Here is a 15,480-nt window from a genome sequence, read left to right on the forward strand (position 1 = left end):
TGTGTGCGCCGTACTCTGCGCTGCCTTCACCCTGGTGGCGAGTGCCACCGCGACGGCCGGCCCGCGGACCTTCGCGCAGGCCGGCCTGACCGCCCAAGCCGCCCCGGCCACCCAAGCCGCCCCGGCCACCCAAGCCGCCCCGGCCGCCCCGGCCGCGCCGCTCGGCCGCTCCGCGGGGGACGCGTACATCTACGCGCCGTCCAGCCGGACGCTGGCGCCGGTCGCGGTCCAGGGCACCTCCGGGTCGGTGGGCTCGCCGCAGAACGTCCTCTCCGGGGCGTCGACCCGGATCTCCGGGACGAACTCCTACCTGGTGCTGGACTTCGGCAAGGAGGTCGGCGGCCTGGTGACGCTGAGGTTCGCCGGGGCCAGCGGCAGCGGCCAGCAGGTCGGGCTGGCGTTCAGCGAGTCCTCGCTCTACGTCGGCACCACCAGCGACCTGAGCAGCGGCACCGTCTACTCCGGCTCCGGCACCGACGGCGCCCTGCGGACGACCGTGAACGGGGCCGGCAGCTACACCATGCCGACCGACAAACTGCGCGGCGGCTTCCGGTATCTGACGGTCTTCATGGGCACGTCCGGCTGGGTCGACCTGAGCGGGGTGTCGCTGGCCTTCACCGGCGCCGCCGGGATGAGCAACCCGAGCAGCTACCCGAACTACTTCTACTCCAACGACGCGCTGCTCAACCGGATCTGGTACGCGGGCGCCTACACGGTCCAGATGGACACCATCGACCCCACCCAGGGCCGGGCCTATCCGCCGCCCGCGTCCGGGTGGGAGAACAACGCCGTGATCGGCTCGGGGGCGGGGGTGCTCAGCGACGGCGCCAAGCGCGACCGCGCGGTGTGGCCGGGCGACCTGGGCGTCTCGCTGCCGACCGAGTACGCCTCCACCGACGACATCGTTTCCACCAAGAACGCCCTCAACTCCCTCTACCAGCACCAGAACGCCTCGACCGGTGAGCTGGAGTACGGCGGCCCCGCGGTCAACTTCTACGGCTCGGACACGTACCACACCTGGACCCTGATCGGCAGTTCGACCTACTACACCTACTCGGGCGACCGGACCTGGCTCAACTCGGTCTGGAACCAGTACAAGCTCGGCATGGGCTTCATCACCGCCAAGATCGACGGCAACGGCCTGCTGAACGTCACCGGGACCAACGACTGGGCCCGCGGCGACCAGGGCGGCGAGAACATCGAGGCCAACGCGCTGCTCTACGCGGCCCTGATCGGCGGGGCCGGTCTCGCGAACGTCGAGGGCGACTCCGCCCACGCCGCGACCTGGCAGCAGCAGGCCGCCACGCTGAAGGCCGCGGTGAACCAGCGGCTCTGGAACAGCACGGTCGGCCTCTACCGCGACAACCCGACCAGCACGCTGTATCCGCAGGACGGCAACTCGCTGGCGGTCTGGTACGGGCTGACCGACAGCGCCGCGAAGAACACCGCCGTCGCGCACGCGCTGGCGGCGCGGTGGAACAACTACGGTGCGGCCAGCCCGGAGAAGGACGGCGGCGCGATCGGCACCTTCCCCGGCTCGATGGAGGTGCAGGCGCACTTCGTGGCCGGGGACGACACCGACGCCCTCACTCTGATCCGGCGTGAGTGGGGCTACATGCTCAACAGCCCGAACGGCACCGGCAGCACCTTCTGGGAGGGCCTCCGCTCGGACGGCTCCTTCGACTACGGCGGCACGTACATGAGCCTGGCGCACGGCTGGGCCACCGGTCCGACCTCCGCGCTGACCTTCTACGTGCTGGGCCTGTCGCCGACCGGCACCAGCCAGTACGGCTTCGGCCCGCACCCCGGTGACCTGACCCACGTGGAGGGCAGCATCACCCTGCCGCAGGGTTCGGTCACCGGCTCGTGGGACTACGACGCCACCGCCGGCACCCTCGCCGAGACCCTGAGCAGCCCGGCCGGGACCACCGGGACCCTCGGTGTGCCGACCTACGGCTCGTCCGCCGTCAGCATCACCGTCAACGGCGCCACGGTCTGGAGCGGCGGCGCGTTCCATGCCGGGGCCGGGCTCACCGGCGGTTCCACCGACGGGAGTTACATCCAACTGACCGGTGTGGCCGCCGGCAGCTACACGGTGTCGGCCACCGGCCTCGGCACCCCCGCGCCGTTCACCACCTCGGTCACCGGCTCGGTCACCGGCTCCGCCCTGCCGGCCGGGTACACCCTGTGCGCCACCGAGGGCGGAACCTGCACGCCCAACGGGACCCAGGTGATGGCCTACGGCGCGGGCGACTACCGCTACAGCAGCGTCAACAAGGCCACGGCCTGCTCCACCGCCTCCTTCGGCGGCATCGATCCGGCCTCCAACGTCCTCAAGTCGTGCTACCTGGCCCCGGCCGGAGGGCCGTCCGGCTACACCCTCTGTGCTGCGGAGAACGGCAGTTGCCCGGTCAGCGGGACCCGGGAGGTCGCCTACGGCCTCAACGGGGCGTTCCGGTTCCAGAGCGTCACCGGAAGCACGGCCTGCACCAGCGGCGCCTTCGGCACCGACCCGCTGCCGAACGTGGCGAAGAACTGCTACGTCGCCCCGACCGGAGCCCCCGCGGGCAACTGGACCGCGTGCGCCGCCGAGCACGGCAGTTGCGCGGTCACCGGGGCGCAGCCCATCGCCTTCGGGGCCAACGGCGCGTTCTGGCTCGGCCGGTCGAACGGCTCCACCACCTGCGACACCGACACCCTCGGTGTCGACCCGCTCTACGGGGTGGCCAAGACCTGCTACACCCGGACCAGCGGCGGGCCGACCGGATACCCCGTCAACTGTGCTGCTGAGAACGGGACCTGTGGCTTCAGCGGCCAGCGGACGGTGGCGTACGGCGCGGACGGCGACTACCTCTACCGGACCTTCACCGGCGGCGCCGCCTGCACCAACACGGCCTTCGGCAACGATCCGCTCCCCGGCGTGGCGAAGTCCTGCTACCTCACGTCCTGACCGCCATGAGCCATGAGTCCCGTCAGCGCGGGCCGAGGCTGGAGCTGCGGACCACGAGCTCCGGCTGCAGGATCACCTGCTGGTGCTGGTGGGACTCGGCGTCGACCCCGGTCTCCTGCAGCAGCAGTTCCGCCGCCAGCCGGCCCATCGCCTGGGCCGGCTGGCGCACCGAGGTGAGCGGGACGGCCGCCGCGGCGGCGAACTCGATGTCGTCGTAGCCGACCAGGGCCAGTTCCCCGGGCACGTGCACCCCGGCCGCGTACATGGTCTGCAGCACGCCGAGGGCGAGCAGGTCGTTGGCGCAGAACACGGCGGCGGGGCGGGGGTTGAGGCCGAGCAGCCTGGCCCCGGCGTCCCGTCCGGCGGCCACGTCCAGGCGTTCGCCGTAGATCTCCAGCATCGATTCCGGGGGCAGTCCGGCCCGGTGCAGCGCGGCGAGCGCGCCGTCCCTGCGGTCCCTGATCTGCTTCAGTCCGGGGGGTCCGGCGACATAGGCGAAGCTGCGGTGTCCGGCCGAGATGAGGTGCTGCGCGGCCAGCGCGCCGCCGGCCACGTCGTCCACGGCCACCGAGCACATGTCGGGGGTCGGCGCCGCCCGGTCGACCAGGACGTAGGGGATGCCGTTGCGGCGCAGCGCGTCCAGGTTGTCCCCGGCGGCGTCGGCCGGGGTGATCAGCACGCCGCGGACCCGCTGCTCGGCGAACAGCTCCAGGTAGTCCGACTCCTCGGCGGTGCTCTGGGCGCTGTTGCAGACCATCACGCCCAGCCCGGCCTCGCGCACGGTGCGCTCGGCGCCGCGGGCGACGTCGACGAAGAAGGGGTTGCCCATGTCCAGCACCAGCAGCGCGACGATCCGGCTGTGGCCTGCCCGCAACTGCCGGGCCGACTCGCTGCGGACGTAGCCGAGCCGCTCGATGACCGCGCGGACCCGGAGCCGGGTTTCCTCGGAGACCAGGTCGGGTTTGTTGATCACGTTGGAGACGGTCCCGACCGAGACGCCGGCCTGTCTGGCCACGTCCTTGATCCCCGCGCCACTGCCCATCCGCCGCAACCTCTTCCGCCGCTCGCACGTCCCGGCACAGAGCATAACGATTCACCCGGCGCCAGGGCGCCGTTCGGCCGTCGCGCGGTGCGACCGGATCGGCGTGCGCCTGATCAGCGTGCGGCCTGATCAGCGCCCGCCCTGCCCGGGACTGCCCGAGGCCGAGCCTGAGCCCGAGCCGCTCAGGCTGGAGCTGCGGACCACCAGCTCGGGCTGCAGCACCAGCTGCTGGTGCCGGTGCTGGTCGGCCTGCTCGCCGGTCTCCTCCAGCAGCAGCCCGGCGGCCAGCGCGCCGAGGGTGGCGGTGGGCTGCCGGACCGAGGTGAGCGGGACGGCCGCGGCGGCGGCGAACTCGATGTCGTCGTAGCCGACGATCGCCATCTCGCCGGGCACCGAGACCCCCGCCGCGTACATCGTCTGCAGCACGCCGAGGGCGAGCAGGTCGTTGGCGCAGAACACCGCGGTCGGCCGCTGGGTGAGGCCGAGCAGCCTGGCCCCCGCGTCGCGGCCGGAGGCGACGTCCAGGTGGGTGCTGGAGAGCTCGACCAGGCTGTCCGGCGGCAGCCCGGCCTCGGCCAGGGCGGCCAGCGCGCCGGTGCGGCGGTCGCGGACCTGGGACAGCTCGGGCGGTCCGCTGACGTAGGCGATGCTGCGGTGGCCCGAGGCCAGCAGATGCCGCACCGCCAGAGTGCCGCCGGCCACGTCGTCCACCGAGACCGAGCACTCCTCGGCGCCGGCGGCCTGCCGGTCGACCAGGACGAAGGGGATCCGGTGCCGGCGGAAGGACTCCAGCGTGCGCCCGGTCGGGTCGGCCGGGGTGATCAGCAGCCCGCGCACCCGCTGCTCGGCGAACAGGGACAGGTACTCGGCCTCCTCGGTCGCGCTCTGCGCGCTGTTGCAGACCATGACGCCGAACCCGGACTCCCGGGCGGCGCGCTCGGCGCCGCGGGCGATCTCCACGAAGAAGGGGTTGCCCATGTCCAGCACCAGCAGCGCCACGATCCGGCTGTGGCCGGCCCGCAGCTGCCGGGCCGACTCGCTGCGGACGTAGCCGAGCCGCTCGACGGCGGCGAGCACCCGCTCCCGGTTCTCCGGCGACACGGTCCGGGACTGGTTGATGACGTTGGAGACGGTGCCGATGGAGACCCCGGCCGCCCGGGCCACGTCCTTGATGCCCACTCTGCGGCGGTTGGACTGGGTCATATCAGCGCAAATTCGACGTTCGGCCTGCCGCAGCTGAATTGATTCACTGCCGTACTCCTCCGCGCCGGAAGCCGGGACGACCCTCGACGGGCAGGCCGAGGACCAACTTGAAATGAAAGGGTTCATCCTCGGTGGATGGTAGCAGCGGATCCGCGGTCCGCCACCGTCACCTTCGGCGCCGGGCGCGGGCGGACGGGGCGGGTCCGAGGGGCCCCGGGGGCGCTGGTCCGTACCTGTTCAGAACTTGCACGGTAACGAAAACGACACATGTCCTTGACGCGTTCGTTCGACAGCGGCTAGCGTCCGAGCCCATCACTGAAAGGTTTCACAACGAGGTGAGGATCCAGATCAGGATGAACGATCCGAAAGGTACGGAGCCGTTGCTCGTCCTCCGGAAAGCGGCCAAGCGCTTCGGCGCGGTGCGCGCCCTGGAGGACGGCTCGGTCACCCTGTACCCCGGCGAGTCCCATGCGCTGCTGGGTGAGAACGGGGCGGGAAAGTCGACCCTGGTGAAGATCCTCGCCGGTGTGCACCAGGCCGACAGCGGGGAGCTGCTGATCGAGGGGCGGCCGGTGGTGCTGTCGGGTCCGGCGGCGTCCAAGGCCGCCGGTATCTCGATCATCTACCAGGAGCCCACCCTGTTCCCCGACCTCAGCGTCGCGGAGAACATCTTCATGGGACGCCAGCCGCAGCGCAGCGGGCGCCGCATCGACCGGGCCGCGATGAACAGGGCGGCCGGCGAGGTCTTCGCCCGACTCGGCGTCGAGCTGGACCCGGACCGCCAGGCCCGCGGCCTGTCCGTCGCCGACCAGCAGATCGTCGAGATCGCCAAGGCGCTGTCACTGGACGCCAAGGTGCTGGTGATGGACGAGCCGACCGCCGCGCTCACCTCGGTCGAGGTCGACCGGCTGTTCGAGGTGATGCGCACGCTGCGGGCCCAGGGCGCCGCGGTGCTCTTCATCTCGCACCGCCTGGAGGAGGTCTTCGCCAGCTGCCAGCGGGTGACGATCATGCGGGACGGCCGCTTCGTCAGCACCGCGCCGGTCGAGGAGGTCACCGTCGACTCCATCATCCGCTCGATGGTCGGCCGGGACCTGGACGCGCTCTTCCCCAAGACCAAGACCACGCCCGGCGAGGTGGTCCTGGAGGTGGAGCACCTCAACCGGCAGGGCGTGTTCGAGGACATCAGCCTGACCGTGCGGCGGGGCGAGATCGTCGCCCTGGCCGGCCTGGTCGGGGCCGGGCGCAGCGAGGTCGCCAGGGCCGTCTTCGGCATCGACCGGCGTACCTCCGGCACGGTCCGGGTCGGCGGCCGTGAGCTGCCGAACGGCGACCCGCGGGCGGCGATGGCCGCCGGGGTGGCGCTGGTGCCCGAGGACCGCCGGCAGCAGGGCCTGGTGATGGAGATGGGCATCGACCAGAACGTGGCCCTGGCCTCGCTGGGACGGCTGCGCCGGCTCGGCCTGATCCGCCGCGGCGCCGAGAGCGCGCTCGCGCTGACCTGGGCCGAGCGGCTGCAACTGAAGTTCGGCCGGATGCGGAATCCGGTCTCCACCCTGTCCGGCGGGAACCAGCAGAAGGTCGTGCTGGGCAAGTGGCTGGCTCGGGGCCCGTCACTGCTGATCATCGACGAGCCGACCCGCGGCATCGACGTCGGCACCAAGGCCGAGGTGCACCGGATCCTCGACGGGCTCGTCTCCGACGGAATGGCGGTACTGATGATCTCGTCCGAACTACCGGAAGTGCTGGGCATGGCCGACCGGGTCCTGGTCCTGCACGAGGGGCGGATCACCGCCGAGCTCGGCCGGGACGAGGCCGACGAGGACTCGATCATGCGTGCCGCCACCGGACTCGCGGCGGTGGCGCCATGAGCACCCAACTCGCCGCCAAGCCGGTGCCGACCCAGCGGGCGGTCCGCGGGGGCTCCCTGCTCCGAGCCCGTGAGCTGGGCATCGGGGTGGCCATCGTGCTGGTGTTCGTGGTCACCACGCTGAGCAACCACGCCTTCGCCGGCGCGTCCAGCATCCAGCAGCTGCTGACCGGGGCCTCGCTGATCGCGCTGCTCGGCGTCGGCGAGACGCTGGTGATCGTCACCCGCAACGTCGACCTGTCGGTGGGCTCGATCGTGGGCCTGTCCGCCTACATCGTTGGGGACGTCTTCAAGCACAACGCGCACTTCCCGGTGCTGCTCGGCTTCCTGCTCGGGATGGCCGTCGGCGCGCTGATCGGCGCGGTGAACGGGCTGATCACCACGGTCACCCGGGTCCCCAGCCTGGTGGTCACCCTGGCCATGCTCTACATCGTCAGGGGCGTGGACGGGGTGATCGTCAACGGGAAGACCATCGACCCCGGCTCGATCCCCAAGGCGTTCACCGAGGTCGGCTACCAGACCGTGCTGGGCGTGCCCTGGCTGGCGATCATCGTGGCGGTCGTGGTGGCGGCAGTGGGCTACGCGATGCGCACCTTCCGCTCCGGCCGCGACCTCTACGCCATCGGCTCCAACCCGGACGCCGCCGCGCTGGCCGGGATCCCCAGCGGGCGCCGGGTGTTCAGCGCCTTTGTGATCAGCGGGACGCTGGCCGGCCTGGCCGGGGCGCTGTTCCTGGCCCTGCACGCGCAGATCGACGTCACCGGCGGCAACGGCTACGAGCTGACCGTGGTGTCGGCGGTGGTGGTCGGCGGGGTCGCCATCTTCGGCGGCAGCGGGACCGTGCTCGGCGCCGCCCTCGGCGCCCTGCTGCTGAACACGATCAACCAGGCGCTGGTCGCCGCCAAGATCTCGTCCTTCTGGAACGAGGCGATCGCCGGCGGGCTGCTGCTGGCCGCCATCGCCTTCGACCGCTGGCTGAGCCTGCGGGTCGCCCGCAGCCTGCAGTCGGCCAAGGGAGCCCACCGTGACACCTGACCTCACCACCAAGCCGGAGGCCGCGGCGGTCTACCGCGGCACCGACGACAGCGGGCAGCCGCTGTGGCGCGCGCTGGTGCGCTGGGAGTCCGCGCTGGTCTTCGTCCTGATCGGGGTGCTGATCTTCGGCGCCGAGCAGTCGGCGAACTTCCTGAACAGCACGAACTTCTTCTACGTCGGCCTGAACATGGGCGAGATCGCGATCATGGCGCTGCCATTGACGCTGATCGTCGTCACCGGCGAGATCGACCTGTCGGTGGCGTCCATGCTGGGGCTGTCCGGCACCGTGATGGGCTCGCTGTTCCAGTCGGGCTGGTCGATCTGGGCGGCGATGGCCGCCGCGCTGCTGGTCGGCGCGGCCGGCGGGGCGCTGAACGGGGTGCTGGTCGCCAAGCTGGGGCTGCCGTCCATCGCGGTGACCATCGGGACGCTCACGCTGTTCCGCGGCCTCGCCGAGATCATCCTCGCGCCCCGCACCATCACCGGGTTCCCGCCGTCGCTGACGAAGATCGGCGTGATGCCGATCGCGGGCACCGAACTCGCCTGGTCCGGTGCGATCTTCCTGGTGCTGGCGGTGGTCTGCGGCGTGGTGCTGCACGCCACCCCGATGGGACGTTCCATCGTCGCCATCGGACTGCAGCCCGAGGCGGCGCACTTCTCCGGCATCCGGGTGAACCGGATCAAGTTCGGCCTCTACGTGGTCTCCGGGGTGCTGTGCGCCTTCGCCGGGATCCTGCTCACCCTCAAGAACTCCTCGGTCAGCTATGACGCGGGCACCGGGCTCGAACTCAATGTCGTGGCCATCGTGCTCTTCGGCGGAGTGTCGATCTTCGGCGGACGCGGCACCGTCATCGGCGTCGTGCTCTCCGTGGTCATCGTCGGCTGCCTGCAGCAGGCCCTGACCCAGATGGGCGTCAAGGCCGAGGTGCAGAACATCGTCACCGGTGTGCTGCTGCTGATCAGTGTCGTCGTGCCCAACAGCGGAGAAGCCGTCCGCCGGATCAGGGCACGCGCCCAACGCCACCGCTGAACTCCGGCGGTTCGCTCGAACCTTCTCCAACCACTCTGTGCTCCCACCAACGCAAATGAGAGAAGACAGCCATGATCGCAGTCAGAACGGTGCGCCGCAGGGCGGCCGTCGCCCTCGCCCTGACCCTGGCCGGTACCACGCTCGCGGCCTGTAGCTCCTCGGCCTCCACCAGCGGGGACCCGACCGGCGCGCCGACCGCGACCGGGGTCAAGGCCGGGCAGACGGTGTACTTCATCCCGAAGGACACCCAGAACCCCTACGAGGTGCTGGCGGACGTCGGCGGCCAGAAGGCGCTCAAGGAGGTCGGCGGCAAGGTCGTGGTCAGCAGCGGCACCGCCGACACCGCGGCGGCCCAGATCCCCTCGATCCAGGCCGCGATCCAGGCCCACGCCTCGGCGATCGTGATCGCCGCCAACGACCCGTCCGCGCTCTGCCCGTCGCTGAACCAGGCGGCGCAGGCCGGCATCAAGATCGTCTCCTTCGACTCCGACATCAACTGCGGCAGCAGCCCGGCCCACCTGTTCATCAACCAGGCGGACACGCAGACCATCGGCACCTCCGAGGTCGACCTGCTGGCCAAGGAGATCAACAGCACCGGCCAGATCGCGATCCTCTCGGCCGCCGCCAGCGCGACCAACCAGAACGCCTGGATCGGCTACATGAAGCAGCAGTTGAGCAAGTACCCGAACATGAAGCTGGTCAGCACGGTGTACGGGAACGACGACCCGGCCACCTCGCTGACGGTGCTTCAGGGCCTGCTCTCCGCCTACCCGAACCTCAAGGGCATCATCTCGCCGACCACGGTGGGCATCTCCACGGCCGCGCAGTACCTGTCCACCCACAAGGACGTCGCCGCCAAGGTCACCCTGACCGGACTCGGCCTGCCCTCGCAGATGAAGTCCTACGTCAAGGACGGCACGGTCAAGTCCTTCGAGCTGTGGAACCCCTCCAACCTGGGCTACCTGGCCGGCTACGCCGCGGTCTCGCTGGCCTCGGGCAGCGCGAGCCTGCAGGCCGGGTCCACCTTCAAGGCCGGAACGCTCGGCAGCTTCACGGTGCTGGCCCCGAGCGGGAGCACCGGCGCCTCGGTCGTGCTCGGCCCGCCCACCGTGTTCGACGCCTCCAACATCGACCAGTTCAACTTCTGATGCCGCTCGGCGCCGGGCCGGTCCCGCGACCGGCCCGGCGCCGCCGCCGGCACCGCAGAGGGGATGCCATGAACCGCTACTGCTTTCTGCTGCGGGTCAGGCCGGAGCTGCTCGACCAGTACCGGGAACGCCACCGCCGGGTCTGGCCCGAGATGCTCGCCGCGCTGGCCGAGGCAGGCTGGCACAACTACTCGCTCTTCGCCCGCGACGACGGACTGCTGGTTGGCTATGTCGAGGCCGAGGACCTGACGGCAGCCCAGCTGGCCATGGAGGCCACCGAGGTGAACACCCGCTGGCAGGCCGAGATGAGCCGCTTCTTCACCGGCCTGGGCGGCGGCCGGCCCGACCACGGCCTGCAACTGCTCGACCAGGTGTTCCACCTCGAAGGACAACTGCACACGCTCGCAGAAGGACAGAACCGATGACCACGACACTCGACGCCGCCCTCGGCGGCCTGCGGCGCACCACGGCCCGGCGCACCAAGGTCGGCCTGGTCTCCGGCGGGCTCGGCGCCTACTGGCCGCAGTTCCCGGAGCTGCTGCCGCAGTTGCAGTGCTCGGCCGCCCGGGTGGCCGAACGGATGCGGGCGCTCGACTGCGAGGTGGTCGACGTCGGCTTCATCTCCGACGCCCAGGACGGGGCCCGCGCCGCCGAACAGCTGCGGGTGGCCGGCTGCGACCTCATCGTCGGCTTCCTGACCACCTACATGACCGCCTCGATGCTGGTCCCGATCGCCCAGCGCAGCGGCGCACCGGTGCTGCTGATCAACCTGCAGCCCACCGAGTCGATGGACCACGCCGGCTTCGACACCGGCCAGTGGCTGGCCTACTGCGGGGCCTGCCCGCTGCCGGAGATGGCCAACGCCTTCCTGCGCTGCGGCATCCCGTTCCGCTCGGTGTCCGGCTACGTCGAGGACGAGCGGGCCTGGACCAGGATCGGCCGCTGGATCGCGGCGGCCGGGGTCAGGGGCGCGCTGCGGCACGGCAGGCACGGCCTGATGGGCCACCTCTACCCCGGCATGCTGGACGTCTCCACCGATCTGACCCTGGTCCCGGCCAACCTCGGCGGCCATATGGAGGTGCTGGAGTTCGACGACCTCCGGGTCAGGGTCGCCGCCGTCACCGACGCCGAAGTCGACGCGCGGATCGCACTGGCCGGGGAGGTCTTCGAGGTCGACCCCAGCGTCCAGGAGGAGGACTTCCGCTGGGCCGCGAAGGTCTCGGTCGGCCTGGACCGGCTGGTGGACGACTTCGCCCTGGACAGCCTCGCCTACTACCACCGCGGCCTGGACGGGGAGCAGCACGAGCGGCTCGGGGCCGGCATGATCCTCGGCGCCTCGCTGCTCACCGCCCGGGGCGTGCCGACCACCGGCGAGTACGAACTGCGTACCTCGCTGGCCATGCTGGTGGTCGACCGGCTCGGCGGCGGCGGGTCCTTCACCGAACTGCAGGCCCTCAACTTCCACGACAACGTGGTGGAGATGGGACATGACGGTCCAGCACATCTGGCGATCAGTCAGAAGAAGCCGCTGCTGCGCGGATTGGGCGTCTACCACGGCAAGCGCGGCTGGGGCGTGTCGGTCGAGTTCGATGTGACCCACGGCCCGGTCACCGCCTTCGGGATCGCCCAACTCCGGGACGGGGCCTTCCGCTTCGTCGCCTCCACCGGCCGGGTGGTGCCGGGCCCGCTGCTGCGGATCGGCAACACCACCTCCCGGGTCGACTTCGGCTGCGACCCCGGCGAGTGGACCGACGCCTGGAGCGCCACCGGCATCTCGCACCACTGGGCGCTGGGCACCGGCGACCTGGTCCCGCAGCTCCGCGCCACCGCGGACCTGCTCGGCATCGAACTGGTGGAGGTCTCGGTATGAGACCCGGCCGCAGCTGCTCCGCCTCCCTTTTCAGCACCTTTCACCCAGAACTCGAAAGCAGGTCCATCCATGGCCGATCGTGAGGCAGCGAAGAGCGTCCTCCGGACGCAGAAGATCGAGCTGCCGTCGTGGGCGTTCGGCAACTCCGGGACCAGGTTCAAGGTCTTCGCCCAGCGCGGGGTCCCGCGCGACCCGTTCGAGAAGATCGCGGACGCGGCCCGGGTGCACGCCCACACCGGGGTGGCGCCGACCGTGGCGCTGCACATCCCCTGGGACCAGGTGGACGACTTCCAGGTGCTGGGCCGGGCCGCCAAGGACGCCGGGATCACCCTGGGCACGGTCAACGCCAATGTGTTCCAGGACGACGACTACATGCTCGGCAGCGTCACCAACCCGAACCCGGCGATCCGCCGCAAGGCCCTGGACCACCTGCTCGCCTGCGTGGACGTGATGGACCAGACCGGCTCCCGGGACCTCAAGCTGTGGTTCTCCGACGGCACCAACTACCCGGGCCAGGACAACATCAGGGCCCGGCAGGACCGGCTGGCCGAGGCCCTCGACGCGGTCTACCGGCGGCTCGGCGACGACCAGCGGCTGATCCTGGAGTACAAGCTGTTCGAGCCCGCCTTCTACACCATGGACGTCCCGGACTGGGGCACCGCCTTCGCACACTGCCTGCAACTGGGCGACCGGGCCAAGGTGTGCGTCGACACCGGCCACCACGCTCCGGGCACCAACATCGAGTTCATCGTGGCGTTCCTGCTGCGGGCCGGCAAGCTCGGCGCGTTCGACTTCAACTCCCGCTTCTACGCCGACGACGACCTCATCGTCGGGGCGGCCGACCCGTTCCAGCTGTTCCGCATCCTGTTCGAGGTGGTGACGGCCGGGGCGCTGGCCGAGGACTCCGACATCGCCTTCATGCTCGACCAGTGCCACAACATCGAGCCCAAGATCCCGGGTCAGATCCGCTCGGTGACGAACGTTCAGGAGGCCACCGCCAAGGCGCTGCTGGTCGACACCGACGCACTGGCGGTCGCCCAGGCGGCCGGTGACGTGCTGGGCGCGAACGCGGTGCTGATGGACGCCTACAACACCGACGTCCGGCCGCTGCTGGCCGAACTGCGGGAGGAGCAGGGGCTCGACCCCGACCCGATGGGCGCCTACGCCCGCTCCGGCTACGCCGAACGGATCGTCGCCGAACGCGTCGGCGGCACCCAGGCCGGCTGGGGGGCGTAGGCCCGGCCCGTCCCCTTGTCCGGCGCTCGACACCTAAGGACTGCTCACCATGACTTCCCTTCCGCATCCCGAGGTCGCCGCCCTGCTGGCGCGCTCCAACCGGCTGGGCTCCGATCCGCGCAACACCAACTACGCCGGGGGCAACACCTCCGCCAAGGGCTCGGCCACCGACCCGGCCACCGGGGAGCCGGTGGACCTGCTGTGGGTCAAGGGCTCCGGCGGCGACCTCGGCACCCTCACCGAAGCGGGCCTGGCCGCCCTGCGGCTGGACCGGCTGCGCGCCCTGGTGGACGTCTACCCGGGGGTCGAGCGCGAGGACGAGATGGTCGCCGCGTTCGACTACTGCCTGCACGGCCGCGGGGGAGCGGCCCCGTCCATCGACACCGCCATGCACGGGCTGGTCGACGCGGCCCATGTGGACCATCTGCACCCCGACTCGGGCATCGCCCTGGCCACCGCCGCCGACGGCGAGAAGCTGACCCGGGAGTGCTTCGGCGACACCGTCGCCTGGGTGCCCTGGCGCCGTCCCGGCTTCCAACTCGGCCTGGACATCGCCGCGATCAAGTCCGCGAACCCGCAGGCGATCGGCTGCGTGCTGGGCGGCCACGGCATCACCGCCTGGGGCGACAGCAGCGAGGAGGCCGAGCGCAACTCGCTCCACATCATCCGCACCGCCGAGGCCTATCTCGCCGCCCACGGCCGGGCCGAGCCGTTCGGCCCGCTGCTGGACGGCTACGCCCCGCTGCCCCGGGCCGAGCGCAGGGAGCGCGCCGCCGCGCTGGCGCCGATCGTCCGCGGCCTGGCCTCCACCGACCACCCGCAGCTGGGCCACTACTCGGACGCCGCACCGGTGCTGGACTTCCTGGCCCGGGCCGAGCACCCGCGGCTGGCCGCGCTGGGCACCTCCTGCCCGGACCACTTCCTGCGCACCAAGGTCCGTCCGCTGGTCCTGGACCTGCCCGCCGACGCACCGTTGGACCAGGCGGTGGCCCGGCTGCGCGAGCTGCACACCGCCTACCGGGCCGACTACCAGGCGTACTACGACCGCCACGCCACCGCCGACTCGCCCGCGATCAGGGGCGCCGACCCGGCGATCGTCCTGGTCCCGGGGGTCGGCATGTTCTCCTTCGGCAAGGACAAGCAGACCGCCCGGGTGGCCGGCGAGTTCTACCTCAACGCCGTCCAGGTGATGCGCGGCGCGGAGTCCGTCTCCGAGTACGCCCCCATCCCCGAGGCCGAGAAGTTCCGGATCGAGTACTGGGCGCTGGAGGAGGCCAAGCTGCGGCGGATGCCCGCCGCCAAGCCGCTGGCGACCCGGGTCGCCCTGGTCACCGGCGCGGGCTCGGGCATCGGCCGGGCCATCGCGCACCGGCTGGCCGCCGAGGGCGCCTGCGTGGTCGTCGCCGACCTCAACGCCGAGAGCGCGGAGGCCGTGGCCGGTGAACTCGGCGGCGGCGACCGGGCGGTGGCGGTGACCGTGGACGTCACCAGCGAGGAGCAGATCGCCGAGGCGTTCCGGGCCGCCGCACTGGCCTTCGGCGGGGTGGACCTGGTGGTCAACAACGCCGGGATCTCCATCTCCAAGCCGCTGTTGGAGACCACCGCGCGGGACTGGGACCTGCAGCACGACATCATGGCGCGCGGCTCCTTCCTGGTCTCCCGCGAGGCGGCCCGGATCATGGCCGAGCAGGGCCTCGGCGGCGACATCGTCTACATCGCCTCCAAGAACGCGGTCTTCGCCGGGCCCAACAACATCGCCTACTCCGCCACCAAGGCCGACCAGGCGCACCAGGTCCGGCTGCTGGCAGCGGAGTTGGGGGAGCACGGGATCCGGGTCAACGGCGTCAACCCGGACGGGGTGGTGCGCGGCTCGGGGATCTTCGCCGCCGGGTGGGGCGCCCAGCGCGCCGCCGTCTACGGGGTGGAGGAGTCCGAGCTCGGCGCCTTCTACGCCCAGCGCACCCTGCTCAAGCGGGAGGTGCTGCCCGAGCACGTGGCCAACGCGGTCTTCGCGCTGACCGGCGGGGACCTCAGCCACACCACCGGGCTGCACATCCCGGTGGACGCCGGGGTCGCCGCGGCGTTCCTGCGCTGAC

At 71.3% G+C, this 15,480-nt stretch carries 11 protein-coding genes; 9 read left to right on the forward strand and 2 right to left on the reverse strand.

The genetic code is table 11. The annotated features are described in order from the left end of the window. The first annotated feature begins 34 nt into the window (after positions 1–34). Positions 35–2,950 carry an alpha-L-rhamnosidase-related protein gene (locus ACEZDG_RS25775; RefSeq protein WP_380513597.1) on the forward strand — a complete coding sequence of 972 codons (2,916 nt, stop codon included), beginning with the start codon at positions 35–37 and terminating at the stop codon, positions 2,948–2,950. 22 nt (positions 2,951–2,972) lie between these two features. On the opposite strand, the gene ACEZDG_RS25780 is transcribed toward ACEZDG_RS25775, so the two are convergent. Continuing rightward, positions 2,973–3,992, reverse strand: a complete 1,020-nt coding sequence (locus tag ACEZDG_RS25780) for a LacI family DNA-binding transcriptional regulator (protein ID WP_380513599.1) — start codon at positions 3,990–3,992, stop codon at positions 2,973–2,975. 129 nt (positions 3,993–4,121) lie between these two features. Continuing rightward, complete coding sequence (locus ACEZDG_RS25785) at positions 4,122–5,195, reverse strand: LacI family DNA-binding transcriptional regulator (protein WP_380513601.1); 1,074 nt, start codon at positions 5,193–5,195, stop codon at positions 4,122–4,124. A gap of 353 nt (positions 5,196–5,548) precedes the next feature. Here ACEZDG_RS25785 and ACEZDG_RS25790 point away from each other — a divergent pair, with 353 nt between their 5' ends. The 8 genes from ACEZDG_RS25790 to ACEZDG_RS25825 all read left to right on the forward strand — a co-directional run bounded on the left by ACEZDG_RS25790 (position 5,549) and on the right by ACEZDG_RS25825 (position 15,479). Next, on the forward strand, positions 5,549–7,066 hold the full coding sequence (locus ACEZDG_RS25790; protein ID WP_380513603.1) for a sugar ABC transporter ATP-binding protein: 1,518 nt from the start codon (positions 5,549–5,551) through the stop codon (positions 7,064–7,066). After that, positions 7,063–8,100 carry an ABC transporter permease gene (locus tag ACEZDG_RS25795; RefSeq protein WP_380513605.1) on the forward strand — a complete coding sequence of 346 codons (1,038 nt, stop codon included), beginning with the start codon at positions 7,063–7,065 and terminating at the stop codon, positions 8,098–8,100. The genes ACEZDG_RS25790 and ACEZDG_RS25795 overlap by 4 nt, the downstream gene beginning before the upstream one ends. Continuing rightward, positions 8,090–9,130, forward strand: coding sequence for an ABC transporter permease (locus ACEZDG_RS25800; protein ID WP_380513607.1), 1,041 nt, complete (start codon positions 8,090–8,092; stop codon positions 9,128–9,130). The genes ACEZDG_RS25795 and ACEZDG_RS25800 overlap by 11 nt, the downstream gene beginning before the upstream one ends. 71 nt (positions 9,131–9,201) lie before the next feature. After that, positions 9,202–10,278, forward strand: a complete 1,077-nt coding sequence (locus ACEZDG_RS25805) for a substrate-binding domain-containing protein (protein ID WP_380513609.1) — start codon at positions 9,202–9,204, stop codon at positions 10,276–10,278. A 68-nt stretch (positions 10,279–10,346) separates the two neighbouring features. After that, positions 10,347–10,703, forward strand: a complete 357-nt coding sequence (locus ACEZDG_RS25810; protein ID WP_380513611.1) for an L-rhamnose mutarotase — start codon at positions 10,347–10,349, stop codon at positions 10,701–10,703. Then, positions 10,700–12,148 (forward strand): arabinose isomerase, encoded by a 1,449-nt coding sequence (locus tag ACEZDG_RS25815; RefSeq protein WP_380513612.1) that lies wholly within the window; start codon positions 10,700–10,702, stop codon positions 12,146–12,148. Before ACEZDG_RS25810 ends, ACEZDG_RS25815 begins: the two co-directional genes overlap by 4 nt. 69 nt (positions 12,149–12,217) lie before the next feature. After that, on the forward strand, positions 12,218–13,384 hold the full coding sequence (gene rhaI / locus ACEZDG_RS25820) for an L-rhamnose isomerase (RefSeq protein WP_380513614.1): 1,167 nt from the start codon (positions 12,218–12,220) through the stop codon (positions 13,382–13,384). Positions 13,385–13,433: 49 nt separating this feature from the next. Beyond that, positions 13,434–15,479, forward strand: a complete 2,046-nt coding sequence (locus ACEZDG_RS25825; RefSeq protein WP_380513617.1) for a bifunctional aldolase/short-chain dehydrogenase — start codon at positions 13,434–13,436, stop codon at positions 15,477–15,479. Position 15,480: the final 1 nt, after the last annotated feature.

The organism is Streptacidiphilus alkalitolerans (genome assembly GCF_042511045.1).
Classification (GTDB): Bacteria; Actinomycetota; Actinomycetes; order Streptomycetales; family Streptomycetaceae; genus Streptacidiphilus; species Streptacidiphilus alkalitolerans.

Bases quoted from the DNA above. Each gene is read 5' to 3' on its own strand.
- ACEZDG_RS25815 (WP_380513612.1), top strand. From the start codon at position 10,700: ATGACCACGACACTCGACGCCGCCCTCGGCGGCCTGCGGCGCACCACG.
- ACEZDG_RS25795 (WP_380513605.1), top strand. From the start codon at position 7,063: ATGAGCACCCAACTCGCCGCCAAGCCGGTGCCGACCCAGCGGGCGGTC.
- ACEZDG_RS25790 (WP_380513603.1), top strand. From the start codon at position 5,549: ATGAACGATCCGAAAGGTACGGAGCCGTTGCTCGTCCTCCGGAAAGCG.
- ACEZDG_RS25780 (WP_380513599.1), bottom strand. From the start codon at position 3,992: ATGGGCAGTGGCGCGGGGATCAAGGACGTGGCCAGACAGGCCGGCGTC.
- ACEZDG_RS25785 (WP_380513601.1), bottom strand. From the start codon at position 5,195: ATGACCCAGTCCAACCGCCGCAGAGTGGGCATCAAGGACGTGGCCCGG.
- ACEZDG_RS25825 (WP_380513617.1), top strand. From the start codon at position 13,434: ATGACTTCCCTTCCGCATCCCGAGGTCGCCGCCCTGCTGGCGCGCTCC.
- ACEZDG_RS25810 (WP_380513611.1), top strand. From the start codon at position 10,347: ATGAACCGCTACTGCTTTCTGCTGCGGGTCAGGCCGGAGCTGCTCGAC.
- rhaI (WP_380513614.1), top strand. From the start codon at position 12,218: ATGGCCGATCGTGAGGCAGCGAAGAGCGTCCTCCGGACGCAGAAGATC.
- ACEZDG_RS25805 (WP_380513609.1), top strand. From the start codon at position 9,202: ATGATCGCAGTCAGAACGGTGCGCCGCAGGGCGGCCGTCGCCCTCGCC.